Origin of the sequence: Desulfofundulus thermocisternus DSM 10259 (assembly GCF_000686645.1) — a bacterium.
Classification (GTDB): Bacteria; Bacillota; Desulfotomaculia; order Desulfotomaculales; family Desulfovirgulaceae; genus Desulfofundulus; species Desulfofundulus australicus.
In genome coordinates this window covers 29934-55519 of record NZ_JMLG01000002.1, presented here as the reverse complement: position 1 = coordinate 55519, position 25586 = coordinate 29934, and the positions used below count along the sequence as shown (strand labels likewise).

The 25586-nt window shown below is 56.3% G+C and carries 20 protein-coding genes and 1 tRNA gene; 14 read left to right on the top strand and 7 right to left on the bottom strand.

Annotated features, from left to right (window positions below):
- Nucleotides 1–48 precede the first annotated feature (48 nt).
- Nucleotides 49–125: transfer RNA gene (locus BR83_RS0102280), tRNA-Arg, on the top strand.
- Between the two features lie 90 nt (nt 126–215).
- Here the strand turns inward: BR83_RS0102280 and BR83_RS0102275 are convergent.
- Both BR83_RS0102275 and BR83_RS0102270 read right to left on the bottom strand, forming a co-directional pair.
- A complete protein-coding gene (locus BR83_RS0102275) occupies nt 216–584 on the bottom strand; it encodes a hypothetical protein (protein WP_027355718.1) in 369 nt (122 codons plus the stop codon).
- Nucleotides 585–700: 116 nt separating this feature from the next.
- Nucleotides 701–1447 (bottom strand): thymidylate synthase family protein, encoded by a 747-nt coding sequence (locus BR83_RS0102270; RefSeq protein ID WP_027355717.1) that lies wholly within the window; start codon nt 1445–1447, stop codon nt 701–703.
- A 187-nt stretch (nt 1448–1634) separates the two neighbouring features.
- Between BR83_RS0102270 and upp the strand changes: the two genes are divergently transcribed.
- Nucleotides 1635–2273 carry a uracil phosphoribosyltransferase gene (upp, locus tag BR83_RS0102265; RefSeq protein ID WP_027355716.1) on the top strand — a complete coding sequence of 213 codons (639 nt, stop codon included), beginning with the start codon at nt 1635–1637 and terminating at the stop codon, nt 2271–2273.
- A 52-nt stretch (nt 2274–2325) separates the two neighbouring features.
- Here the strand turns inward: upp and BR83_RS0102260 are convergent, their stop codons facing one another.
- Entirely contained in the window at nt 2326–4419 is a 2094-nt protein-coding gene (locus BR83_RS0102260) for a beta-propeller domain-containing protein (RefSeq protein WP_027355715.1), read from the bottom strand.
- A gap of 172 nt (nt 4420–4591) precedes the next feature.
- Between BR83_RS0102260 and BR83_RS0102255 the strand changes: the two genes are divergently transcribed.
- Nucleotides 4592–5842, top strand: a complete 1251-nt coding sequence (locus BR83_RS0102255) for an MFS transporter (protein WP_027355714.1) — start codon at nt 4592–4594, stop codon at nt 5840–5842.
- A gap of 78 nt (nt 5843–5920) precedes the next feature.
- Here BR83_RS0102255 and BR83_RS0102250 read toward each other — a convergent pair whose 3' ends face one another.
- From BR83_RS0102250 to BR83_RS0102240, 3 genes are read right to left on the bottom strand one after another with little or no spacing between them, the layout of a single operon-like run.
- Nucleotides 5921–7036 (bottom strand): sodium ion-translocating decarboxylase subunit beta, encoded by a 1116-nt coding sequence (locus BR83_RS0102250; RefSeq protein WP_027355713.1) that lies wholly within the window; start codon nt 7034–7036, stop codon nt 5921–5923.
- 16 nt (nt 7037–7052) lie between these two features.
- Nucleotides 7053–7268, bottom strand: coding sequence for a biotin/lipoyl-containing protein (locus BR83_RS0102245; RefSeq protein WP_027355712.1), 216 nt, complete (start codon nt 7266–7268; stop codon nt 7053–7055).
- 17 nt (nt 7269–7285) lie between these two features.
- Complete coding sequence (locus BR83_RS0102240; RefSeq protein WP_027355711.1) at nt 7286–7474, bottom strand: OadG family transporter subunit; 189 nt, start codon at nt 7472–7474, stop codon at nt 7286–7288.
- A gap of 563 nt (nt 7475–8037) precedes the next feature.
- On the opposite strand from BR83_RS0102240, the gene tig reads away from it, so the two are divergent.
- From tig to yihA, 6 genes are all read left to right on the top strand, one after another.
- Nucleotides 8038–9363, top strand: coding sequence for a trigger factor (tig, locus tag BR83_RS0102230; protein ID WP_027355710.1), 1326 nt, complete (start codon nt 8038–8040; stop codon nt 9361–9363).
- 67 nt (nt 9364–9430) lie between these two features.
- On the top strand, nt 9431–10024 hold the full coding sequence (gene clpP / locus BR83_RS0102225) for an ATP-dependent Clp endopeptidase proteolytic subunit ClpP (RefSeq protein ID WP_027355709.1): 594 nt from the start codon (nt 9431–9433) through the stop codon (nt 10022–10024).
- A 15-nt stretch (nt 10025–10039) separates the two neighbouring features.
- Nucleotides 10040–11290: an ATP-dependent Clp protease ATP-binding subunit ClpX gene (clpX, locus tag BR83_RS0102220; RefSeq protein WP_027355708.1), complete on the top strand. Its 1251-nt coding sequence runs from the start codon at nt 10040–10042 to the stop codon at nt 11288–11290.
- A gap of 184 nt (nt 11291–11474) precedes the next feature.
- Entirely contained in the window at nt 11475–13217 is a 1743-nt protein-coding gene (gene lonB / locus BR83_RS0102215) for an ATP-dependent protease LonB (protein WP_051617754.1), read from the top strand.
- A gap of 374 nt (nt 13218–13591) precedes the next feature.
- The gene (gene lon, locus BR83_RS0102210; RefSeq protein WP_027355706.1) at nt 13592–16036 is read left to right on the top strand and encodes an endopeptidase La; all 2445 of its coding nucleotides are present in this window, start codon (nt 13592–13594) and stop codon (nt 16034–16036) included.
- On the top strand, nt 16008–16592 hold the full coding sequence (gene yihA / locus BR83_RS0102205; protein ID WP_027355705.1) for a ribosome biogenesis GTP-binding protein YihA/YsxC: 585 nt from the start codon (nt 16008–16010) through the stop codon (nt 16590–16592). The genes lon and yihA overlap by 29 nt, the downstream gene beginning before the upstream one ends.
- Here yihA and BR83_RS0102200 read toward each other — a convergent pair.
- Complete coding sequence (locus tag BR83_RS0102200) at nt 16570–17658, bottom strand: ABC transporter substrate-binding protein (RefSeq protein ID WP_157832948.1); 1089 nt, start codon at nt 17656–17658, stop codon at nt 16570–16572. The two genes, yihA and BR83_RS0102200, sit on opposite strands and share 23 nt — an antisense overlap.
- Nucleotides 17659–17807: 149 nt before the next feature.
- Between BR83_RS0102200 and BR83_RS0102195 the strand changes: the two genes are divergently transcribed.
- The 5 genes from BR83_RS0102195 (at nt 17808) to BR83_RS0102175 (ending at nt 25471) form a co-directional block, all read left to right on the top strand.
- Nucleotides 17808–20456, top strand: a complete 2649-nt coding sequence (locus BR83_RS0102195; RefSeq protein WP_027355703.1) for a valine--tRNA ligase — start codon at nt 17808–17810, stop codon at nt 20454–20456.
- 48 nt (nt 20457–20504) lie between these two features.
- Nucleotides 20505–21890 carry a bifunctional folylpolyglutamate synthase/dihydrofolate synthase gene (locus BR83_RS0102190; RefSeq protein WP_027355702.1) on the top strand — a complete coding sequence of 462 codons (1386 nt, stop codon included), beginning with the start codon at nt 20505–20507 and terminating at the stop codon, nt 21888–21890.
- A 387-nt stretch (nt 21891–22277) separates the two neighbouring features.
- Nucleotides 22278–23918, top strand: a complete 1641-nt coding sequence (locus tag BR83_RS0102185) for a spore germination protein (protein WP_027355701.1) — start codon at nt 22278–22280, stop codon at nt 23916–23918.
- 49 nt (nt 23919–23967) lie between these two features.
- On the top strand, nt 23968–25215 hold the full coding sequence (locus tag BR83_RS0102180; RefSeq protein WP_051617752.1) for a Ger(x)C family spore germination protein: 1248 nt from the start codon (nt 23968–23970) through the stop codon (nt 25213–25215).
- Between the two features lie 25 nt (nt 25216–25240).
- Complete coding sequence (locus BR83_RS0102175) at nt 25241–25471, top strand: hypothetical protein (protein WP_027355699.1); 231 nt, start codon at nt 25241–25243, stop codon at nt 25469–25471.
- Nucleotides 25472–25586: the final 115 nt, after the last annotated feature.

Sequence of the window (25586 nt, the reverse complement as noted above, 5' to 3'; positions counted from 1 at the left end):
AAGCACCGGGAATCAAAAAGGAGCTGCAGGTAAGCAGCTCCCGCTCATGTCCCAGTAGCTCAGCTGGATAGAGCAACGGACTTCTAATCCGTAGGTCGGGGGTTCGAATCCCTCCTGGGACGCCAGAAAAAAGACCGTCTTCAGGTTAAACCCTGCGGCGGTCTTTTATTTGTCATTTAAGTTTCTGTCATTTAAGTCTCGCAATAAGCAAAGGATCAATGACCGGACATTTCCAGGCGCAGGAGCCTGATTTCCCGGTCGTGCTCTTCCAGCTTGATAAAAGTTTCTACTTGTCTTCGTGCAAGGTGCTCGACTCTCTCTTCGATTCTGGCCACGGAGTTCCTGATGCTGACGAAATAATCCATGTGAACTGCGCGGGCATCGAAGAGGGCGCGGATCTTATCGATGATTTCGTTTTCGATAAGGGCTTCCATTCGTTCCATGCGCCCGGCGAGCTCCTCCTGGCCTTGTTCGAGGCCGCCGATGCGCTGCTCCACGTTGCCGATGCGTTGGTCCATATTGCCGACACATTGATTCAAGGCCTTTAATTCACCGAGGATCTCTTTCAGCAGTTGCTCGGACATGGATCGTTCCCCCCTTTCAATTATATTTCCCTCGCGGGTAATCGTGGGCTTACTAGGAAATCTAGGGATACATCGAAGAAGCCGGCAAAGACATCTCCACCTGCTGAGTTTTTGTTTTACAGGCCGACCCTGGCGCGGGCGAAGGGTTCCATGTGGCCGCGCACGTTGAGGCTCTTGGACATGACGATCATTTCCCCATCTTCCAGGGGTATGCCTGTTCTGGGGTGAGGTCCTATCTGCTCTATCAGCCATTCCTTGAACAACTGCAGTCCTCCCATGTTAACCGGGAAACCGCCCCAGAGATCCCAGGCCCGGAAGTAAACATAAAAGTGCATCCGGTAGACGCCGGCCTTCCTGTCCAGGCGAATTTTGGTATCGATTAACCGGAGGCAGGGCAGGGACTTCCCCCTGGCCAGATCGGACGGGGAAGCGACTTCAATACACCCCTTGACATGATCAAAGCCATAAGTACGATAAAAACGGATCAGATCTTCCACCTGCTGGCAGATCCGTTCCCCGTAAGTGTAAGATTCGCCCTCCGACCTGTATGGATTGAGGATGTAGGTGGCAAAATATTCCTCAATCTTGTCCATGGTGGTGGGCGGAGCCGGAATTCCCAGCCCGGGTGGCAGGATATCGCAAAGGGGCCGCTCCCAGGGGTGGGTGATCTGGCAGGTTATGAAATCAAATTCCCGCCGGCTGTTGTCGCAGCGTCCATGTTCATCGGCGCCACCGCCCCATTCGGGGAAATAGGTGTAGGCATCAATTTCAAACAATTTTTTTAAGAGCAGGTACCAGGCTTCGGGTAAGTTTCTGGCCCGGATAAAAACTGGCTCCAGGTATTCCCTCTGTTCTTCCACCATGCCGGACTCTCCTTTTCTTGGTATGGGTACGGTATGAATTTAACATCCAGGAAGTTTTGGGTCAAGAGGTAAGGGTCGGGTGCATCATTTGCAGCATGGGGAATTAACAGAAAGGTTTTTGCCTTTTTTATCGTATAGGTATAATGCCTGCCTGTGTATGAAAATGATCTGTTCGGGAGGTTATAAGGTGAGTTCTGTGATTCTGGTAAAGCATCCCCTGGTAAGTGACCGGCTGAGGACCCTGCGGGACCGGGAAACTAACACCGAGCTGTTTCGCAGGGCTTTAAGGGAACTGGGGTTGATTCTGGCCGTTGAGGCGACCCGCCACCTGTCCACCAGGGAAACCACCGTGGTAACACCTCTCGGGGTGGAGGCCCGGGTTGAAGAGGTGGATTCCTCCAGATGCCTGCTGGTGCCCGTGCTGCGGGCGGGTCTCGGTTTTCTGGACTGCTTTCTGGAGTTTCTGCCCCGGGCCAGGGTGGCCCACGTGGGGGTTGCCAGAAACCACGATACCCTGGAAGCGGAAGTATATTTGAGTTCAGTGCCTTTAAACGCGACGGAATACGATCACGTTTTTATCCTGGATCCGATGCTGGCCACGGGAAACAGCAGCGTGAAAGTCCTGGAACTGCTGCAGTTGCGGGGATACTCACCCGGCAAGGTGGTGCTGGTTTGCGGGTTTGCCGTGGAAGCCGGGATAACGCAGGTCTGTCTGAAATTCCCCGGGGTCCGCATTGTAACGGCGGCCATAGATCCGGAACTGAACGACCTCGGCTATATAGTACCCGGGCTGGGGGATGCGGGGGACAGGCTCTATTTGCTTTAAGAAGTCACATGGCCACCCTTGCGGGTGGCCCGCTTTTCTGGAAATATAATGATTATTTCAGGCGGAGTTGCTTCAGTTCCTTCAGGCTGCTGAGATCGTTCATTTTGACCAGATGGTCCGAGATGGTATAAAGCACATCCTCGATATACAACGCCCTTTTAACGGGTGTGGCTTCTTCCCCTTCCCGGTAACTGCCGCTGCCGTGGGCTACTTTCCCCTTCAGCTTTGTCCCGCCCTCCGGGGAGATGTTGAAAACGTATGCCCCGTACCAGAATCTGGCCGGAGGTGCTTGTTCTCCCGCGGAAGTTAAAATACGGACAGGAGGAGAAAAGGATACGGGAATGACCAGCAAGTTCCTGGAACGATCGAAGAGTACGGCCCTGTGATCATAAAGTGCCGGTGAATCGGCGTCCTGGCCGCTGATGACATAGCTGGCCTTTTCCCTGGGGCTGGCCGGATTGCTCACGTCAAAAAGTGAAATTTTCAACCCTTCTTCCCGGGGGGTGGGGGGTGAGAAGATAAGGGGTCTCGGCTGCTCAACCGTTCCATCCCCTGCCTTGACCTCCCTGCCGATGCCAATCAGATAATTTTCATCATACGGGTGCAGGTAGGTGGAGTAGCCGGGTATTTTTAATTCGCCGGCCAGTACGGGCTGCCGCGGGTTCTTTAAGTCCACCACAAAAAGCGGATCTATATTCCGGAAGGTAACCAGGTAGGCCCGGTCACCCATAAACCGGGCGGCGTAGATTCTTTCGGTGGGAGCCAGCCCCTCTAACTTCCCGACGGGGCGCAGGTTTTTATCCAGCACATAGATGTTGTTTCTTGGTATCACCTGCCCGCTGAAGATGGAAGTGCCGGTGCTGGTGGTGGCTATTCTGAACATTCCCCGGTGTTCGTCCATGGAAAACTGGTTCAGGACGTGGCCGGGCACTTCACCCCGGCAGAGGTAATCAACCCGGTCCTGGTTGACGGCCAGCTTGTGGATAACCGTCTTATCCCTTTCGCGGGCCAGATCTTCCTCCCATTTCTGGTGCAGGGCGAATAGCTTCGTTCTCAAAGCATTTGCTCTCTGCTCATCCAGTGTCTGGAGATAATTATCGAGCAGCACATCCAGTTGCTGTAATTGCCGGGCCGGGTCCTCCACCTTCTTAAGGTCGGCCAGTTTTTTCCCCACCCCGGGCGGTACCAGCCGGGTCACATCATCCAGGAGGCGGTTGGTGAAGGTTATATAATCCGGGGTTTTAAAACCGGTAAGATAGATATTTTCTGAAGAGGCATAAATATTTTGCGAAATACCGGTGAGGAATGTTTTGCTGGTTGTTTTGTTGTCCTGCAGATTTATGGTCAGGATGGTGGTATAGCAATAGGCATAATCCGGGTGGGGAAAATAGTAAATCTTTGAGGGGGGAATGACTTCGGCCCGTCCGTTAATGTTGATGGCAGGAAGTTCCACCCCGCCGGCGGGATCCGCGCCGGAATAAACAGGCATATTCAGGATTGCATAAACATAATCCCCAATCATACGGGAAGTGACGTAATCTGCCCGGCAGGTAATGTTACTTTCCAGTACGGGTTTATTTTTGTTTTCCACATTGTAGACCCGGATAAAGATCCCCGGTTGCCCGGCCTGGTAGCCAAACACCACCACCCTGCTATTATTGATTAAAATCTCCAGCGGCTGGCCCTCGCAGGAGATGGTGGAGATTATTTTCGCTTCCCCGGCCGGGTAGGCCCGGACAATAACCACCTTGCTACCGGAGAGGAGGTACAGGTAACGGCCGTCACTTTTCACCGCGTCTGCCTCATCCACCCCGGTTACCTGAACGTTGGTGCGGGAAAAGTCCGCTGCCGACGGCTCTTTACCGGATTCCTTTACACTTTCCTGCTCTATCATAGCCCGCATCATGTCCCGGGGGACACCATAGGTCAATGCCGGGACGGCACGTTCCCCACCGGTCAGGAGCCGGTCGATTTCACGGGCCAGGTTAGTGTTCTGGTGGATGTAATTCACCAGTTCTCCGTAAGAGGCAAAACTTTTAATTTCCGCGGCCCGGGCCGGTAGAGGTGACAGCGTGCTGCCATACAGGGTTATGCCGGCAGCCAGGATAAAGACAGCACAAATGAACAGGGCAATCCACCTTTGCATTTCTCCTCCTCCTTATCTTTTTTTGCCGGGTCGTTCACAGGTTATGACGTAAAGGCCGTGTCAAAAGTTCCCTTTTCTTCCGGCGGGGATAGGGCTGCCGGCAGGGAATTGGACCCCGGAGCCTGAATGTATAACTAAATCTAAAAATAAACTGGAAAAGGTGTTTGCCCGGATGAGTCGCGGGGAAAGAAAAAAAGATCCTGGTATCAAAACCATGTTGTCCTCACTTCGTCACAGAAATTTCCGGTTGTTCTGGATGGGTCAGTGTGTTTCCCTGGTGGGTACGTGGATGCAGAACATGGCCCAATCCTGGCTGGTGCTGGAGCTGACCGGTTCCCCGTTTTTGCTGGGGCTGGTGGGAGCCCTGCAGTTCATCCCGCTTCTCCTCTTCGCCCTGTTTACCGGCGCTGTGGCCGACCGCCTGCCCAGGCGCCCGCTTTTGTTGTTTACCCAGGGCATGTCCATGCTCATTGCCTTTGCCCTGGGTTTGCTCACCCTTTTTCACGTGGTCCAGTACTGGCATGTGGCCGTGCTGGCGTTCCTGCTGGGAACCATGAATTCCCTGGATATGCCGGCAAGGCAGGCCTTTGTGATCGAGCTGGTGGGCCGGGAGGATCTGATGAATGCCATTGCCCTCAACTCTTCCGTGTTCAACGGGGCGCGCATCATTGGCCCGGCTGTGGCCGGCCTGGTTATCAATACGGTGGGTATTGCCGCCTGTTTCCTGGCCAATGCGGCCAGCTTCTTATTTGTGCTGGCCGGCCTTCTATTGATCCGTTTAAATGAGGAAAAGGTTGCCCGGGAAGAGCAGAAAAACCTGTGGGAGGAGGTGCGGGAAGGGCTTGTTTATATCCGTTCCAGCCCGGTGGTGTTCATTGTCCTGGCCATGGTAGGCGCTATGAGCACCTTAACCTTCAACTTTAACGTGCTGGTGCCTGTTTTTGCCCGGGACGTGCTGCACTGGGAGGCACAGGGCTTCGGCTTTCTCATGTCTGCCACGGGGCTGGGGGCCTTTGCCGGCGCCCTTACCCTGGCCTACCTCAGCAATCGCGGTCCCCGGGCCAGGTTGCTCCTGGCTGCCGCTGCCGGCTTATCCGTATGTGAGCTCCTGCTGGCCCTGGTCCGCTATCATTATCCGGCTTTAGTGTTGCTCTGCTTTGCCGGCTTTACGGTAAGTATTTTCAGCGCTTCCGCCAATACCACCATCCAGATTAACGTTTCCGATCACCTGCGGGGCCGGGTGATGAGCGTATATTCCCTGGTTTTCATCGGGCTGGCACCGGTAGGTAATTTCTTGAGCGGTACTGTGGCCAGCTTTTGGGGCGCCCCGGCCGGGTTTGCCCTGGGCGGCGGTCTGGCCCTGCTGATTTTACTTTTCCTGGGCAGGCGGTTGCTGCGCCACCAGCATGCCCCTGCTTCTTAAGCTAAATGAGCAGCCTTTAGTAAAACAAAAATCCGGGGAACTCTGTGGGGTTCCCCGGTGCGCCAAAGGGGTTTTGTTTTAATGGATGGCCGTGAGGAAGGCTCCGGCGGCCACGGCCGTGCCGATTACGCCGGCCACGTTTGGCCCCATGGCGTGCATGAGCAGGTAGTTCTGCGGGTTGGCTTCTGCGCCCAGCTGGTGCACCACCCGGGCGGCCATAGGAACTGCGGATACTCCTGCCGCACCGATCAACGGGTTGACCTTGTTCGTCGTAAACAAGTTCATGATCTTGGCGATCAGGATGCCGCCCGCAGACGCAAAGGCAAAGGCCACAATGCCGAGAATGAAGATGTAAATGGTCTGGGGCTTGAGGAAATTTTCCGCGGACATGGTGGCACCCACGCCCAGGCCCAGAATGATGGTCACAATATTCATCAGCTCATTGCGCGAAACGTCGGTGAGGCGCTGGACCACACCCGATTCCATGAACAGGTTGCCCAGCATGAACATGGCGATCAGGGGTGCCGATTTGGGCACCAGCAGGATAATCACCAGGCTGGCCAGCAGGGGAAAGAGGATTTTTTCTCCCTTGCTCACCGGGCGCATTTGCTTCATAACCATGGCCCTTTCTTTAGGGGTGGTCAGCAGCCTGGCCACCGGGGGGATAATCAGGGGTACCAGGGCCATGTAGGAATAAGCGGCTACGGAAACCGCTCCCATCAGATGCGGAGCCAGGTTGGCCGAAAGGAAGATGGTGGTGGGACCGTCCGCACCGCCGATAATGCCTATAACAGCCGCTTCGGCAATGCTGAAACCAAACAACAGGGCGGTGAAAAAGGCTGCGTAAACTCCCAGCTGGGCGGCTGCACCCAGCAGTAAAGTCTTGGGGTTGGCAATTACCGGACCGAAGTCGGTCATGGCTCCCAGGCCGAGGAAGATCAGGGGCGGGATTAATTCGTTCTGAATCCCGTTATGAAAGAACATATAGAACAGCCCCCCCTGTTCCATTAACCCGGTGAGGGGGAAATTGGCGGCGAAAATGCCAAAACTGATCGGTACCAGCAAAAGGGGCTCGACCCCTTTTTTTATGGCCAGGTACATGAGGATAAAGGCAATGATCCACATGATTAAATTGCCCGGGGTTAAGCTGAGAAACCCTGTGCTGTTGATGACCTGGGTCAACTGCTCCAGCATGGCCATTCCCCCTCCCCTACTCCAGAACCAGGATAACCGTATCCGGGTTGACTACATCGCCCGGGTTGGCTTTAATTTCCCTGACCGTACCGCTGGCCGGGGCATAAATTTTGACGTACATTTTCATGGCTTCAATGGTGGCCACGGGATCGTTTTCCTTTACCTGATCCCCCACATTAACATCGATAGAAACCAGCTTGCCCACCATGGGTGAGTTGACCGGGGTAGCCATTTAGAGCACCTCCTTTCCTAATGAATGGTGGCTGTTTTTCCCTGGACTGGTCCCTGCTGGGATTGCTGGGCAGCAACTTTTTTCCTGGCGCTGGTTGCAAAAAGCCAGCCGCAAAAGCTTACTGCCGCGCTTAGTATGCCCAGGGCCAGAAATACCGAAACAATACCGCTGATGGCTACGACAAGGGCACTGGTCCAGTCGATCATTTGCTAACCCTCCTTAATTTTTATTTTTTATAAATCCCTGCTAAAAAATTGATCCGGCTTTAGTATATTGGGAGAACCAGTTTTTGCTTATTGTATTCAACAAACAGTATATTGTATACAAGACTAAAATGCAATACTTTCTAAAATGAATATTCAAAATTCTACACATTGGAAATCGCGTCTTCTTTCTTATATAATTTAAGAAAGAGGTATTGCTACTTTTTAGAAACGCTCCGGGAGCCATAAGCCCTGCCAGCTGTAGGGATATCCGGTGTTTTAATTTTAACGGAATTTCATATTGCAGTTTTGCCTGGCATCAGGTAAAATAGCTTACTAGTTATAGCTTGCATAAATCGGGCCAGCAGAGGCTTGCAGGGAAAAATATTTGCTATAAAAATTTTAAGGAACGGTGGATAATAAACCTTTTTTCTGGAGGAAATATCCTGGGGCCGTAGAATTAAGTATTTACCTTAAAATCTGGATACACTATAATACCGTGCGGACTATTATGGCAAAAGAGGCCAGATCTGGTTATTTAAAAAGCGTTATAAGGGGGAGCATAGATGAAAGCTAACGCGGAAAGAATAGAAAAAAATACTGTTTTACTGGAAGTAGAGGTAGAAGCCGATCAATTTTCCCAGGCAATGGATAGAGCCTACCGGAAGCTGGTCAAAAAGGTTAACGTGCCCGGTTTCCGGCCTGGTAAAGCTCCCCGGATTATCCTGGAGCGGCATATCGGCAAGCAGGCACTGGTGGATGAGGCAGTGGAAATGCTAATTCCGGAAGCCTATTTTAAGGCGGTGCAGGATACGGGTATTGAGCCGGTGGCCCAGCCCCAGCTGGAACTGGTTCAGGTGGAAGAAGGCAAGCCGGTAGTTTTTAAGGCCAGAGTGGTGGTTAAGCCGGAAGTAGAGCTGGGCGAGTATAAAGGTCTGGAGGTAAGCCAGCCCAGCACCGAGGTAACGCCTGAGGATGTGCAAAAGGAACTGGAGCGCCTGCAAAACCGTCACGCCAAGCTGGTAAGCCTCGATGAGGGCACGGTTGAGCAGGGAGACTTTGTTACCGTTGACTTCGAGGGCCGGGTGGACGGTGAAACCTTTGAAGGCGGGCAGGCTACCGATTATACCCTGGAAGTGGGTAATGCCGGGTTGCTTCCCGGTTTTGAGGAACAGCTGATTGGTATGACCATCAATGAAACCAGAGACATTAAGGTGCGCTTCCCCGAAGACTATCCCAAGCCGGAGCTTTCGGGTAAGGAAGCGGTCTTTACTGTTACCGTCAAGGCCATCAAGCGCAAAGAGCTGGCCCCGCTGGATGACGAGTTTGCCAAGGATGTCAGTGAGTTTGATACCCTGGAGGAATTAAGGGCGGATCTGGAGAATAAATTAAAACAAGCTGCTGAAGCCAGGGCAAAGTCCGAAATTCGTCAGGCTGTCGTGAAAAAAGCGGTAGAAAATGCCCGGGTTGATATTCCCGAGGAAATGATTAAGAACCGCCTGGCAGAAATGATGGAGAGCCTGGAGCGCCGCCTGATGTATCAGGGCTTAACCCTGGAAAGCTACTTGAAATATTCCAACAGCAGCGTGGAGGATTTGGAAGAACGCCTCCGCCCGGATGCCCGGGATAGCCTGAAGACCATGCTGGTGCTGGATGCCATCGCCAAAGCTGAAAATATCACCGTCAGCGAAGAGGAGATACAGGCCGAAATTGAGCGGATGGCTAAAGAAATGCAACAGGATCCCGCGGTAGTGCGTAAAGTGGTGGAGGGCCAGGGTCAGCTGGATGCGGTCATAACGGGACTGGTGCGGGAAAAGGTAATCCAGTTCCTGGTGGACCACGCCAGGATCGTCGCCCCGGAAGAAAACCCGGCGACAGAGGCGAAGGAATAGTTTACAGTAAATTCCCGTTTATGACTGCTATCATGAATATCCATCCTTTACGCAGGAGGTGCCTGTGATGAACACTTTAGTGCCAATTGTTGTGGAGCAAACCAACCGTGGGGAGAGGGCCTATGATATTTACTCCCGTCTTTTAAAGGACCGGATTATTTTTATTGGTGGACCTATAGATGATCATGTGGCCAATCTGGTAATTGCGCAGATGCTTTTCCTGGAGGCTGAAGATCCGGAAAAGGATATCCACTTTTATATTAACTCCCCCGGCGGTATTGTTACTGCCGGGTTGGCCATTTATGATACCATGCAATATATCAAGCCGGATGTTTCCACCATCTGCCTGGGTCAGGCTGCCAGCATGGGTTCGTTTTTGCTGGCTGCCGGCGCTAAAGGCAAGCGCTACGCCCTGCCTTACGCCCGGATCATGCTGCACCAGCCCCTGGGCGGGGTGCAGGGTCAGGCGACGGAAATTGAGATTCATGCCCGGGAGATCCTGCGCATAAAGGATATTTTGAATGAACTGCTGGCCAAACATACAGGCCAGCCCAGGGAAAAAATTGCCCGGGATACCGATCGCGACTTCTTTATGTCCGCTCAAGAGGCAAAAGAATATGGTATCATCGATGAGGTGTTGACCTACCGCAAGTCAAAATAAAAGAGGTGTTTTACTATGTTTAACGACAAAGGTCAGCTCAAGTGCTCCTTTTGCGGTAAGCTCCAGGACCAGGTCAAGAAACTGGTGGCCGGTCCCGGAGTGTATATTTGCGATGAGTGCATTGAGCTTTGCAACGAAATTATTGAAGAAGAACTGAACGAGGACCTCGGGCTTGATATGGGTGATATCCCGAAGCCCAAGGAAATAAAGGAAATCCTGGATCAGTATGTCATCGGCCAGGAACAGGCCAAGAAAACCCTGGCCGTGGCAGTTTACAACCACTACAAGCGGATAAACCTGGGTGGTAAGATAGATGATGTGGAACTGCAGAAGAGCAACATCATCATGCTGGGGCCCACGGGCTGCGGTAAAACGCTGCTGGCCCAGACCCTGGCGCGGTTGCTCAATGTTCCCTTTGCCATTGCCGATGCCACGTCCTTAACCGAAGCCGGTTATGTGGGGGAGGACGTGGAAAACATCCTGTTAAAGCTAATCCAGGCAGCCGACTATGATGTGGAAAAGGCGGAAAAAGGCATCGTTTACATTGACGAAATCGATAAGATCGCCCGCAAGTCGGAGAACCCGTCCATAACCCGGGACGTATCCGGTGAGGGCGTGCAGCAGGCCCTTTTAAAAATCCTGGAGGGTACTGTGGCCAGCGTGCCGCCCCAGGGAGGACGCAAGCATCCTCATCAGGAGTTCATCCAGCTGGATACCACCAATATCCTGTTTATCTGCGGCGGTGCCTTTGACGGCATCGAGAAAATTATCCAGAACCGCATTGGGAAAAAGGGCCTGGGGTTTGGTGCCGAGATCCAGAGCAGGCGGGATCAGAAGATAGGGGAAATATTGAGACATATCCTGCCGGAAGACCTGCTTAAATACGGTCTTATCCCCGAGTTTGTCGGCCGCCTGCCCATAATCGTCACCCTTGATGCCCTGGATGAAGAGGCGCTCATCCGTATCCTGACCGAGCCCAAGAATGCCCTGGTCAAACAGTATGAGAAGCTCTTTGAGCTCGACGGGGTTAGCCTGGAGTTCCACCCCGACGCCCTGCGCACGGTGGCCCAGGAGGCCCTCAAGCGCAACACCGGTGCCCGGGGATTGCGGGCCATCCTGGAGGACATCATGCTGGATGTGATGTACGAGATTCCCTCCCGGGAAGATATTGCCAGGGTAATCATTACCAAAGAAACCATTCTGAAAAAGGAAAAACCCCTCGTGGTGGCGATGGATCGCAAGAAAAAGAAAGAGGAAACGGCCTGAACCGGAGTATAGAGCAAACCTGGGAAGCGCACGTTACGGCACGTGCGCTTTTGTTATTGCAGAGAAAATTGTGTTTTAACCGGGGCTCATTTATCTGTAAAAAAAGACAGGCTGCTGGAAATGGTGTTTTTAGATGCATAAAAAGGGCAATAATAGATCCTGCCAGAAAACAAGGCAAGGAGGCATGAACGTGGCAGAGTTTCCCGGGGGATTGGGCAGTTTTATTACCTTTGTCCAGGTTTTCTTCGGAGTAATCATCGGTCTTTACTTCTGGAACCTGTTGAAAGCCCAGCAGGGCAACCGGACGGCCGTGGAAAGGGAGTCCCGCAAAGAAATAGAGAAACTGCAGCGGCTGCGGTCCATTTCCCTTACCGAGCCGCTGGCAGAAAAAACCCGGCCCAGCAAATTTGAAGAAATTATCGGCCAGGAAGAAGGTTTGCGTTCCCTGCGGGCGGCCCTGTGTGGACCCAATCCCCAGCACGTCATTATTTACGGCCCGCCCGGGGTGGGCAAAACTGCGGCGGCCAGGCTGGTGCTGGAGGAGGCCAAAAAAAATCCCCACTCTCCTTTTAAAGAAAATGCCAGGTTTGTGGAGGTGGACGCCACCACCGCCCGCTTTGATGAGCGGGGAATCGCCGATCCCCTGATTGGTTCGGTACATGATCCCATTTATCAGGGGGCCGGGCCCATGGGCATGGCGGGCATACCCCAGCCCAAGCCGGGTGCAGTGACCAGAGCCCACGGGGGGATACTTTTTATCGATGAAATAGGTGAACTTCACCCCATTCAGATGAACAAGCTGCTCAAGGTAATGGAGGACCGCAGGGTTCTTCTGGAGAGCGCCTATTATAATTCCGAGGATCCCAATATTCCCGGTCACATCCATGATATCTTTCAGAACGGCCTGCCCGCGGACTTCCGCCTGGTGGGGGCTACCACCCGCACCCCGGAGGAAATTCCTCCGGCACTGCGCTCCCGCTGCCTGGAGATCTTTTTCCGCCCCCTGCTGCCGCATGAAATAGAAATTATTGCCGCCAACGCCGCCCGCAAGGTTGGTTTTCCCCTGGACGAGCGGGGGCTGGCGGTGATCAAAAAATTCGCCACCAATGGTAGAGAGGCGGTCAACATTGTGCAGATAGCCGCCGGCATTGCCCTCACCGAGGGGCGCCAGCAGATCAGGGCGGCCGATGTGGAATGGGTGGTTCACAGCGGCCAGTACAGTCCCCGGCCCGAAAAAAAAGTGGCTTCCCAGCCCCAGGTGGGCCTGGTCAATGGCCTGGCCGTTTACGGCCCCAACATGGGGACGCTTCTGGAGATTGAAGCCAACGCCCTGCCTGCCCCCCGGGGCCAGGGCAGGGTAATAGTGACCGGGGTGGTGGATGAGGAAGAGGTAAACGGCCGGGGACGGACCATACGCCGTAAAAGTATGGCCCGCGGGGCGGTGGAAAACGTGCTCACCGTCTTACGCCGCACCACCGGTGTGGATCCCCGGGACTACGATATCCACGTGAATTTTCCCGGCGGCATTCCCGTGGACGGGCCTTCGGCCGGGGTGGCGGTGGCCACGGCGGTATACTCGGCCATTACCGGTATCCCGGTGGATAACCGGGTGGCCATGACCGGCGAGGTTTCCATACGCGGCCTTGTGCTGCCTGTAGGGGGGATTGTGCCCAAGGTGGAGGCTGCCCGCCAGGCGGGGGCCAGGAAGGTTTTCATCCCCCGGGAAAATTATCAGGAGCTTTTCCGGGACCTTGAGGATGTGGAAGTGGTTCCGGTGGACAGGCTGGAAGAGGTGCTCAAGGCGGCCCTGGTGGAGCAACCCGGGACCTCCCCTAAAGGTGTCCTGCCGGCGCCGCGGGAAGTGCTGGTGGCGGCGGGGGTGGCCTCCTCCTCCGGTTTCCCGGCAAACCATTGTCCCGGAAGCTGAAGGCTGTTGACAAACTCCTTATGTGCCCTGGTTTTATAGGAGGAGCGACCTGGAGTGAGCGCTGCCGGGCCAGGCTACGTGCCGCGGACAGGATGTCCGCGGAGGCCACCTGAACACTGGATGTGTGAATGTGGCCGGTACCCGCCGAAGACCGGAGCCGGGGCCTTTCGGCCCGGCCAGCGAAACGACCGGGAGCGACGACTAAAACCAGGGCACATTCCAGAATACTTTGTTAACAGGCTGACCCGGTGCTTATGCGCCGGGTTCTTCTTTTCAAGCACCACTTATTGCTATGGCAGTAATGCCGGGTGTATGTTAAAATAGTGATGTATCTGGCCGGAACGCAGAACCTGTATAGAAGAGGAGGTGCAGCTATGGAGCCGGTAGTAAAAGTCTTACCATTGCTGCCGCTAAGGGGGATTCTGGTTTTTCCCTACATGGTCATCCACCTCGACGTGGGTAGGGAAAAGTCAGTGCAGGCCATTGAGCAGGCCATGATGAATGATCGCATTATTTTCCTGGCTACCCAGAAAGAAGCTCAGACTGACGATCCTGGCGTTGATGATATATACCGTATTGGTAGCGTGGCGGAAGTAAAGCAGCTTCTCAAGCTGCCCGGAGGCACCATCCGGGTGCTGGTGGAAGGTCTTGCTCGCGGCTTTATCAGGCGTTACCTGGCCCACGAACCTTACTTCAAGGTGGAAGTGGAGCAGTACAGCGAAAACTTTGTTAAAACTCCTGAAATTGAGGCTCTGATGCGCAACCTGGTGCATCAGTTCGAGCAGTATGTAAAACTCTCCAAGCGCATCCCGCCGGAGACAGTGGTTTCGGTGGTCAACCTGGAGGAGCCGGGGCGGCTGGCCGATATTGTTGCCTCCCATCTACCCCTGCGCATTGAAGAAAAACAGCAGGTGCTGGAGGCCGTGGATATCGTCAAGCGGCTGGAAGGCCTGTGCGCCCTGGTGGCCAGGGAGCTGGAGATTGTGGAGCTCGAGCGCAAGATTAATATCCGCGTCCGCAAGCAGATGGAAAAAACCCAGAAAGAATATTACCTGCGGGAGCAGATGAAAGCCATCCAGCGGGAACTGGGTGAGAAAGACGAGCGGGTGGCGGAAGGTGAGGAATACCGGGAGAAAATTGCCGAGGCCAGGTTGCCCAAAGAAGTGGAAGAAAAGGCCTTAAAAGAAGTGGAGCGCCTGGAAAAAATGCCACCCATGGCGGCGGAATCGGCAGTTATTCGCAATTACCTGGACTGGTTGCTGGCCCTGCCCTGGAGCAAGAGTACCAGAGACCGGCTGGATATCAAGGCTGCGGAAGCCATCCTGGATGAAGACCACTACGGTCTTACCGAGGTCAAGGAGCGGATTCTGGAATACCTGGCCATCCGCAAGCTATCCAAGAAATTGAAGGGGCCTATCCTGTGCTTTGTGGGACCGCCCGGAGTTGGTAAAACCTCCCTTGGCCGTTCCATTGCCCGGGCCCTGGAACGCAAGTTTGTGCGTATTTCCCTGGGCGGCGTGCGGGATGAAGCGGAAATCCGCGGCCACCGCCGCACATATGTGGGGGCGTTACCGGGCAGGATAATTCAGGGGATGAGGAATGCCGGTTCTAAAAATCCGGTGTTCTTGCTGGATGAAATTGATAAGATGAGCATGGACTTCCGGGGTGACCCTTCGGCAGCCCTGCTGGAAGTGCTGGACCCGGAGCAGAATAACAGTTTCAGCGACCACTACATTGAGGTGCCTTTTGACCTTTCCAACGTCCTGTTCATCACCACAGCCAATGTCCAGCACAACATTCCGCGGCCTCTTCTGGACCGGATGGAAGTGATCCAGATTTCCGGTTATACAGAAGAGGAAAAGGTGCAGATTGCTTTAAGACACCTCATACCCAAGCAGCTGAAGGAGCACGGGCTGACCCCGGAAATGTTCAGCATTTCAGAAAAAGCTCTGCGCCGGGTGATCCGGGAATATACCCGGGAAAGCGGGGTCCGCAACCTGGAGCGGCAGATAGCCGCCCTTTGCCGCAAGGCTGCCCGGCAGATTGTTACGGAGGAAGCAACTAAGGTTCGCATCACCGTGCAGAACCTGGAGCACTACCTGGGAACACCCAAGTACCGGTACGGGGTGGCCGAACAGGAGGACCAGGTGGGTGTGGCCACCGGCCTGGCCTGGACCGAGGTCGGGGGAGACACCCTGGCCATCGAGGTTACCATTTACCGGGGCACCGGCCGCCTTACCTTAACGGGTAAACTGGGTGAAGTGATGAAGGAATCGGCTCAAGCCAGCTACAGCTATGTGCGGAGCCGGGCCAGCCAGCTGGGTATCGACGAGGAGATATTTGATAAGCGCGATATTCACATCCATGTTCCGGAGGGGGCCATTCCCAAGGACGGGCCTTCGGCCGGTATTACCATGGCCTGTGCCCTGGCTTCGGCCTTTACGGGGCGCAAGGTGCGTCATGATGTGGCCATGACCGGGGAAATTACCCTGCGGGGGCGCGTGCTGCCTGTGGGCGGCATCAAGGAAAAGGTACTGGCTGCGCACCGGGCGGGGATCACCACGGTAATTCTGCCCCGGGATAACCGCAAGGAGCTGGATGAAATACCGGCCAACGTCAGGAACAGGATGCAGTTCATTCAGGTGGAGCATATGGATGAGGTTCTGCAGGTTGCTCTCCTGGACAAGGAAGAGGCGCCGGAAACCGCCGAACTGGGCCCTTCCCCGGGGGAAGTGGAAGAAGTTTCCTACCAGCCTGTAATACCGGTTAAGGAGGATCCCTCCGCAATCCATGAACATCGTTTCTGCTCAATTTGTTAAAAGTGTAGCCGATTTAAAACAATGCCCGGCCGGGGGAAGGCCTGAAATTGCCCTGGCCGGGCGCTCCAATGTAGGGAAGTCTTCCCTTTTAAACTGCCTGGTCAACCGCCATAACCTGGCCCGCACCAGCAATACCCCGGGCAGGACCCGTACCCTGAATTTCTACCTGATTAACAACAGGTTTTACCTGGTGGACCTGCCGGGGTACGGCTTTGCCCGGGTGCCGGAAAAGATGCGGGCCGGCTGGGGGCCCCTGATCGAGGGTTACCTCACTCACCGCCCGGAGTTAAGGGGTGTGCTCCAGCTCGTGGACGTGCGCCACCCTCCCACCGCCCAGGACGTGCAGCTTTACCAGTGGCTGAAATATCACGGCCTGCCTGCAGTGGTGGTGGCCACCAAGGCAGATAAACTTTCCCGGAGCCAGGGACTGCGCCAGCTTCAGGTAATCCGGCAGGTTCTCGGTTTAAGCGGGGACGACCTTTTAATTAAATTTTCCGCCCGTACCCGCGAGGGGCGGGAAGAGCTCTGGCGCATCATTGAAAGGTGGGTAAATTGAGCTTTAAACGTTCCAGCCAGCGTGGCTTTTCCTTTTCGGGTACATATTCCACCATTTCCAGGGCTGTCCGGGCAAACCGGTTGTTCACCATTTGCTCCGGAGGGATCTTCCGGGGTATTTCCCGGGCCTGATCCAGCAGGTCGAGGAGGTAGTTGAATCTTTCCGGAGCGATGACCGGGCTGGCCGTCCAGGTATCCTGTTTGCGGTAACGCTCGATGGCCTGGAGAAGAACACTTTCATCTACATCTTTGAAGTACGGTTTGACCACCCGGGCAGCCTCCTGGCTGTTCTGATGGGCCAGCCAGAGCTGGGCCTTATACAGGGCGTTGGTAAAGCGCTGCAGGGTGACGGGGTTGTTGCGGATAAAACCCGCTCTGGCCACGTAAACTGCTGCCGGCAGGGGGCCCGTTTCCTTCCCCAGGGAGGCCACCACCCGGCCCGAACCGCCATTTTCCACCATTGAGGCTTGGGGTTCGGGCAGGAGGATGAAATCGCCGGAACCCGCAGAAAAAGCTCCTATGCGTAAAGAAGCCGGGATATTGGTGTAAAGGGTCACCTCCCGGTAGGGAGCAAGGCCATTTTCCCTTAAGAGCCCTTCCAGGAGTACCGTTTCCCTGCTTTCGGGCCAGCCGGCAATGACGGTCTTATCCTTCAGCGAGGTCCAGGTAAAAGGTTCTTTTGCCTGGCGGGCCAGGAGGAAATGGCTGTCCCGCTGGGTTACGGCGGCAAAGGCCACCAGGTCGCCCGGAGAACCTTCCAGCCGGCTGTAAATGGCCTGTTCCAGGCCCACCAGGGCCACATCGGCCCGTTCCCGGGCCAGGGCGGGTAGCAGTGTTTGTTCCGTGGACATGCTTTCCAACCTCACTTCCAGCCCCTGCTCTTTATAAAAGCCCAGGGCCAGGGCAAGGTAATGGGGCAGGTGATATACCGAGGGAGGGCCTTCCACCAGCCGGATAACCTTGGTTTCAGGTTGCGGCTGGCCGAGCTTTTGCACCAGAACAACCCCTGCTGCCAGGGCCAGGCTCAGAACCAACAGGAGCAGCAGTAATAACCTGGGCCTGCCCACTCTCAACACCCCCATATTTTCCAAAATCGTTTTTCCTTTTAATTCTATTTAACGGTTAGCATTTAATGCCAGAAATTAACCTGGATGTTGCTAAAAGAATGGGGAGCACATTATAATGTTCACAGATTATAGAGATAAGGAGAGGCAAGATGACCCGGTTTGATATGCCTACCACTTACGACCCCGGGGCGGTGGAAGAAAGGTGGTACCGCTTCTGGGAGGAAAACAAGTTTTTCCATACGGAAGTTGATGCCCGTAAACCCTTTTCCATTGTCATGCCCCCGCCCAATGTCACCGGGCAGCTGCACATGGGGCATGCCCTGGACAATACCCTGCAGGACATCCTGATCCGCTGGCGCCGCATGCAGGGTTACAATACCCTGTGGCTTCCCGGTACTGACCACGCGGGCATTGCCACCCAGGCCAGGGTGGAAGAACATCTGGCGAAAGAGGGCAGGAGCAAGTATGACCTGGGCCGGGAGAAGTTCCTGGAACGGGTCTGGGCCTGGAAGGAACAGTATGGGGGGCGCATAACCCACCAGCTGCGCCGGCTGGGTGCCTCCTGCGACTGGGACCGGGAGCGCTTTACCATGGATGCCGGGTGTTCGGAAGCGGTGAAGGAGGTTTTCCTGCGCCTGTATGAGGAGGGCCTCATTTACCGGGATTATTACATCGTCAACTGGTGTCCCCGCTGCCAGACCACCATATCCGATATTGAAGTGGAGCACCTGGACAAGCCCGGACAGCTTTACTACATCAAATACCCCACCAGCGACGGCCGTGATGCCATCATCATAGCCACCACCCGGCCGGAAACCATGCTGGGGGACGTGGCCGTAGCCGTTCACCCGGACGATGAACGCTACCGCCACCTGGTGGGCAGAACCCTGATCCTGCCCCTCGTGGGCCGGGAAATGCCCGTCATTGCCGATGAGTATGTGGATCCCTCCTTTGGTACCGGGGCGGTGAAGATCACGCCCGCTCACGATCCCAACGACTTTGAAGTGGGACGGCGGCACAACCTGCCCCGGGTGCAGGTGATCAACAAGGACGCGGTGATGAATGAGGAAGCTGGCCCTTACCGGGGCCTGGACCGCTGGGAATGCCGCAAGAAGATCATCAGGGATTTGCAAGAGCAGGGTTACCTGGTTAAAGTGGAGGATCACAGCCACGCCGTGGGGCACTGCTACCGCTGCAACACGGTTATCGAGCCCATGCTGTCCCGGCAGTGGTTTGTGCGCATGAAACCGCTGGCGGAACCGGCCATCCGGGCGGTCAGGGAAGGACGCATTCGTTTCATTCCGGAGCGGTTTACAAAAATATATCTGAACTGGATGGAAAACATCAGGGACTGGTGCATTTCCCGGCAGCTGTGGTGGGGGCACCGTATCCCGGTGTGGTACTGCCAGGACTGTGAGGAGGTAATTGCGTCCAAAGAACCTCCCGGGAAGTGCACCCGCTGCGGCAGCACGCACTTAGAACAGGATCCCGACGTGCTGGATACCTGGTTTTCTTCGGCCCTGTGGCCCTTTTCCACCCTGGGCTGGCCGGAAAAAACGCCGGAACTGGACTATTACTACCCCACTTCCGTGCTGGTGACAGGCCGGGATATTATCTTCTTCTGGGTGGCCCGGATGATTGTGAGCGGCCTTCATTTCATGCGGGATGTACCCTTCCGGGAGGTGTTCATCCACGGCCTGGTTCTGGACGCCCTGGGGCGCAAGATGAGCAAGTCCCTGGGTAACGGGGTGGACCCCATTGATGTTATTGAAAGTCACGGGGCGGATAGCCTGCGCTTTATGCTGGTTACCGGCAACACGCCCGGCAATGACCTGCGCTTTCACTTCGAGCGCCTGGACGGGGCCAGGAATTTTGCCAACAAGATCTGGAACGCTTCCCGCTTTGCCCTGATGAACCTGCAGGATTACGATCCTGCTTCGGCCCCGGGAAGGGAGGCCCATACCCTGGCCGACCGCTGGATCCTGAGCCGCTACCAGTCCTGCGTGCGGGATGTAACCGGGTTCCTGGAATCTTACGAGCTCGGGGAAGCAGCCCGGGTTCTTTACGAGTTCGTCTGGAATGAGTTTTGTGACTGGTATATTGAGCTGGTGAAACCCCGTCTTTACCGCGGCCAGGATCCCGTTGACCGGGCCTGCGCCCAGGACGTGCTGTCCCGGGTGCTGCGGGGGACCATGGAGCTGCTCCATCCCTTCATGCCCTTCATCACCGAAGAAATCTGGCAGCGCCTTCCGCACCGGGGGGAAACCATCATGTATGCTCCCTGGCCGGCGTTCCAGCCCGAATTGAGGGATGAAGAAGCCGAGGCCGAAATGGCTGTTCTTATGGAGATCATCCGGGCTATCCGGCACCTCAGGAGCGAAATGAACGTTCCCCCGGGCAAGACAGCAGACGTTATTCTGGTGACAGCCGGGGATCCCGTGGGAGATTTGCTCCAGCGCCATTCCGCTTACATCCAGGGGCTGGCCCGCTGCCGGGTGCAGGTAAAATCCGAACTGGACAGGGTTCCCCCGCAGGCTGCCCATGGGGTGGCCCGGGGGGTGGAGATTTACATGCCTTTAGCCGGGCTCATTGACATTGACCGGGAGCTGGCCCGCCTGAAGAAAGAGCTGGCGGCAGTGGAAAAAGAACTCCGGAAGGTGGAGGGCAAGCTGGGTAACGCCGGTTTCCTGAACAGGGCGCCGGCAGAAGTGGTGGAAAAAGAACGTTCCAGGGGCAGGGAGCTGGCCGGGAAGGCGTCGGCCATCCGGGAACGGCTGGCCCTGCTGGAAAAGGTGTAGGCAGTAAAGCCATGGTCCCGGGCTGACCTGCATTACGAGGTGACAGCGGTGAATTATGAGGAAGCTTTGACCTACTTGCAGAACCTGACCAAGTTCGGGATGAATTTCGGCCTGGGCCGGATCAGGGAGCTACTGCGCCGGCTGGGTAACCCCCAGGACAGGCTGCGGGTGGTTCACGTGGGGGGGACCAACGGTAAAGGTTCCACGGTGGCCATGGTGGCCTCGGTGCTTACCGCTGCCGGTTACCGCACGGGTACCTTTACCTCTCCCCACCTGCATTCCTATACGGAACGTTACCAGATTGACGGCGTGCAGATTTCTCCCGAACGGGTGGCTCTATTGATTGGCCAGTTAAAACCCCACCTGGATGCCATGGTGGCGCAGGGTTATGAGCATCCCACCGAATTTGAGGTCAGCACCGCCATGGCCTTCAAATATTTTGACGAGGAGCAGGTGGATTTTTTAGTTCTCGAGGTGGGGCTGGGGGGAGCCATTGATTCCACCAATGTGGTGGCCGGGCCCCTGGTCACAGTTATCACCAACGTGGCCATGGACCATATGGATTACCTGGGCCGGACCATCCGGGAAATTGCCACGGTTAAAGCCGGGATCATCAAGCCCGGCGTTCCCCTGGTAACGGCCTGCCGGGGGGAAGCCCTGGAGGTGATGGCCGGATTTTGCCGGGAGAAAGGTGCTCCCATGGTGCTGGTGGGTGAAAAAGGGGAGGATATGGCCGGCCCCGGTTTTGATCCGGCTTTCCCCTGCCGCACTGTTTTATGGGAGGCGGGCGGAGGGGAGGCCGGGCAGGGCGGGCAGTACCTGGCGGTCCGGGGCCTGCGCCGCACCTATGGCCATCTCTTCATCCCCCTGCTGGGCAGGCACCAGCTGGCTAACGCCGCCGGGGCGGTGGCAGTGCTGGATCTGCTGGCGGAACAGGGTTTTCCCATCCCGGAGGAAGCCCTGTACCGGGGCCTGGCCGGGGTTCACTGGCCGGCACGGCTGGAAATTCTCCAGCACCGCCCCCTGGTGCTCCTGGATGGTGCCCACAACCACGACGGCGCCCGCAGCCTGGCCAGGGCGTGGGACGACTACTTTCCCGGCAGGCAGGTGGTGCTGGTCATCGGGATGCTGGGAGATAAGGAACGGGGCAGGGTGGTGGCCGAGCTGGCTCCCCGGGCCCGGGCGGTGGTGGTAACCCGTCCCAACAGCCCCCGGGCCGGTGACTGGCAGCGCCTGGCTGAAGAGGCCCGCAGGTATGTACCCGAAGTTTATACCATCGAGTCCGTTCCCGGGGCCGTGGAAAAGGCCTTATCTTTAGCCCGGCCGGATGAGCTGGTGTGCATCACCGGCTCGCTGTATATGGTGGCCGAGGCCCGGGAGGTGCTCCTGGAGAAGGGGATCGGCCATGGTGTTCACGAGAGCGGGAGATTGTAGCTCAACCTTTAGGCAAAGTGTTTCCGGAATGTGCCCTGGTTTAAGTCGTCGCTCCCGGTCGTTTCGCTGGCCGGGCCTCAAGGCCTCAGCTCCGGTCTTCGGCGGGTACCGGCCACATTCACACGTCCTGTGTTCAGGTGGCCTCCGCGGACATCCTGTCCGCGGCCCCGCCTCATCCCGTCGCTTCGGCCTGGCCCGGCAGCGCTCACTCCAGGTCGCTCCTCCATTAAAACCAGGGCACATAAAGAGTTTGTCTACAGGCTGTAGCACCGGTTTATCCGGTGCTTTTTTAATTCTGGTGTCTCTGGATAAAACCTCCCCGGCCAACTCATAATACCATCTCGAAGGGGTAATTCACCATTCGCCCCGTTTCCGGGAGGTGTTCCTTTGGTCCGCATTTTAAAAAATTTTGCCCGGATTTTGCCGAAGGGCAAAAAAAGCCCCCAATCCCTCAAGGAAAGCCACGTTCAATGGGAGCAAAGCTACGAGGCCGGGGAATTGAAAAAGGTGCCCCTGAGTTCCCGGTTAAAGGACAACCTGGCCCTTATTAAGCAAATCCTGGGGCACAGCAGCGATTTGGTTATCCGCGAGCTTCAGCTTGGTGTTGACGGGGGTGTTCCCGGAGCCGTGGTGTTTATTGACGGCCTGACGGACAAGGGTACGGTTAATGATACCCTGCTCAAGGGCCTGACCCTGGAGTCCCGCATGGCCGGCCTGGGAGGGAAGAACGCCGGAAATATATTTACCCTGGTCCGCAATTTCATGGTCAATACCAGTTCGGTAAGGGAAGCCGCAACGGTATTTGAAGTGCTGGACGGGATCCTTTACGGCGACGCGGCCGTGCTGATCGAGGGGGAGACAAAGGCTCTCCTTGCTACCGCCCCCGGGTGGCCGGTGCGGAGCATCGAGGAGCCCACAAGTGAGAACCTGGTGCGGGGGCCCCGGGAGGGGTTTACCGAACTGCTGCGCACCAACACCTCCCTCATCCGCCGCCGCCTGCGCACTCCCAACCTGGTGCTGGAACGGATCACGCTGGGGGAGCGCACCCGCACCTGCGTGGAAGTCATTTATATTAGGGGCCTGGCTGCTCCCACCCTGGTGCGGGAAGTCAAGGACCGCCTTTCCCGGATCAGGGTGGACGGCATTCTTGAAAGCGGCAATATTGAGGAATTGATCGAGGACCACCCGTACTCGCCCTTCCCCCAGGTGTTCCGCACGGAACGCCCCGACCGGGTGGTGAGCATGCTTCTGGAGGGGCGGGTGGCCATTGTCACTGACGGTACGCCCTTTGTGCTGGTGGTACCGGCGGAATTTATCGTTTTTTTACAGTCTTCCGAGGATTATTACGAGCGTTTTTTCCTGGCCACAGCCGTGCGCTGGCTGCGCTACATTGCTTTTGTGGCTTCACTGATCTTACCTTCCCTGTATATATCCTTAACCACCTTTCACCAGGAGATGATCCCCACCCGGCTGCTGATCAGCATAGCGGCGTCCCGGGAGGGGGTGCCCTTCCCGGCTTTTGTGGAGGCCTTCTTAATGGAGTTTACCTTTGAGGCCTTGAGGGAGGCCGGCATCCGCCTGCCCCGGAACGTGGGCCAGGCGGTGAGCATTGTGGGGGCCCTGGTAATTGGCCAGGCGGCCGTTTCCGCCGGGATTGTCTCCAGCCTCATGGTTATCATTGTGGCCCTGACCGGGATCAGTTCTTTTGTGGCCCCGGTTTTCAGCATGGCCATTACCATGCGCCTGCTGCGTTTCCCCATGATGGTCCTGGCGGCTACCCTGGGTATTTTCGGGGTAATGATGGGGCTTCTGGCCATCCTGGTACATATGGCTTCCCTGCGTTCTTTTGGCATTCCTTACCTGGCCCCCCTGGCTCCCCTGCACACCAGCGATTTGAAAGATCTGCTGATGCGGGTTCCCCTGTGGGCCATGGATAAACGCCCATCGGAGCTGGCCAAGGGAGATCCCCTCCGCCAGGAAGAGGGCCTCAAACCTGCCCCGCCGGATAAAAGAGGCGGGCAGGGGTAAGCGGCAGGTCCGGCATTTTGTACTTGCGGCTTAAAGGGTAGTGACAACAATGAACAGGTTTCGCCTGGTTTCTCTGACGTTATTGCTGATGCTGGTAACTATCGTCTCTGGCTGCTGGGACCACCGGGAGGTGGAAGAGCTGGGCATTGTTTTGCTCACGGCCGTGGATGCCGCCCCCGGGGGCAAGATACGTGTGGTAGTGCAGACCCTGGTTCCCACGGCCGTTGCCGGCGGAGGTGGAATCACAGGTATGGGCGGTGGTGGTGGAGGTGGCGGACGTAAGCGCTACCTCGACCTGACTACGGAGGGTAGGACGGTTTTTGAGGCCATCCGCCGGATGTCCATGGAAAGCCCCCGGGAGCTTTTTTTCGCTCATAACCAGGTGATCCTTATTTCTGAAAAACTGGCCCGGGAAAGGGGGGTTGCGGAAGTGATGGATTTCTTTGAGCGCAACCGCGAGTTCCGGCGGAATACCTGGATCCTGGTGGCCAGGGGGGATCCCAGGGATATCATGGAGGTTCCCGTCCACCTGGAAACCACCCCGGCCCAGAATATCGTGGGGGTAATCAACAACCAGGAACTTTCCGCCCGTTTCGCCCCCACTCGCCTGGGGGAATTTACCGAGATGCTGGAGAGTTCAGGCGAGGAGCCCTATACGGCCATTTTGGAAGCAGTACCCAACGAGGCTTTCAGCCGCATGTCCCTGCATCCCGGGGGGGCAGGACCTGCGCCCTTTCATAACATCAAACTTACCGGGACGGCCGTCTTTCGCCGGGACAGGCTGGTGGGCTGGCTTAACGAACGGGAAACCCGGGGATTGTTGTGGGTGCGGGGGGAAGTGCGGGGCGGGCAAATCACCTTTTCCCTTCCCGGTTCCCGGGGTGAACAGAAACTGGCCGTGGAAATTTTGCGTGCCGGCCGCGGGGGAGTGAAGCTGGAACCGTTTCTGGCCGGCGGGCAGCCGGGCATGAGGGTGGAGATCAACACCCGCGTGAACCTTACCGAATCGGAAAACCTGGAGATTGATTTAAGGAATCCCCAGGTCATTTCCCGGCTGGAAAAACAGCTGGCCGGGGTAATCAAGCAGGAGGTCATGGCCTGCGTAACCAGGCTGCAGGAGGAATACCGGGCCGATGCCCTCGGCTTTGGTGAAGCGGTGCACCGCAAGTATCCCCGGGTGTGGAGGCAGGTAGAAGGAGAATGGGAGGATGTTTTCGCCACCATGCCCGTTACGGTGGAAGTGAAGGCGGTAATCCGGCGCATCGGCCTGATCAATAAGCCCCTGCGTCCCCGGTGAACATATCAAAGGAGGGTAATCTGCAATGGAGATTGCATTGCTGAGCCTGCTTTTTATCGCCATCATCGTCCTGCAGGTGCCACCCCTGGTGAAGCAGAAAATGTGGCGGGAGCTGGTTGCGTACAGCGTGCTCATGGTAGTGGCCATGTTTTACAGTTATGGCCTGGCCCTCAATATACCGCTGCCCAACCCGGCCAGGGTGGTGGAGATCGTTTTCACTCCCGTTACCTCCATGATTCAGAAGGTGCTGAGCTGATGGCCCGGGCGGGATTGGGTACCGGGAACGGTGATCCGGTTGTGTGGCCCGGCCCTGTCGGGAGCCGTGCCAGAAGCGGGGCCGGAACGGCGTTTGCGTGGGATGGGGGTGCTGG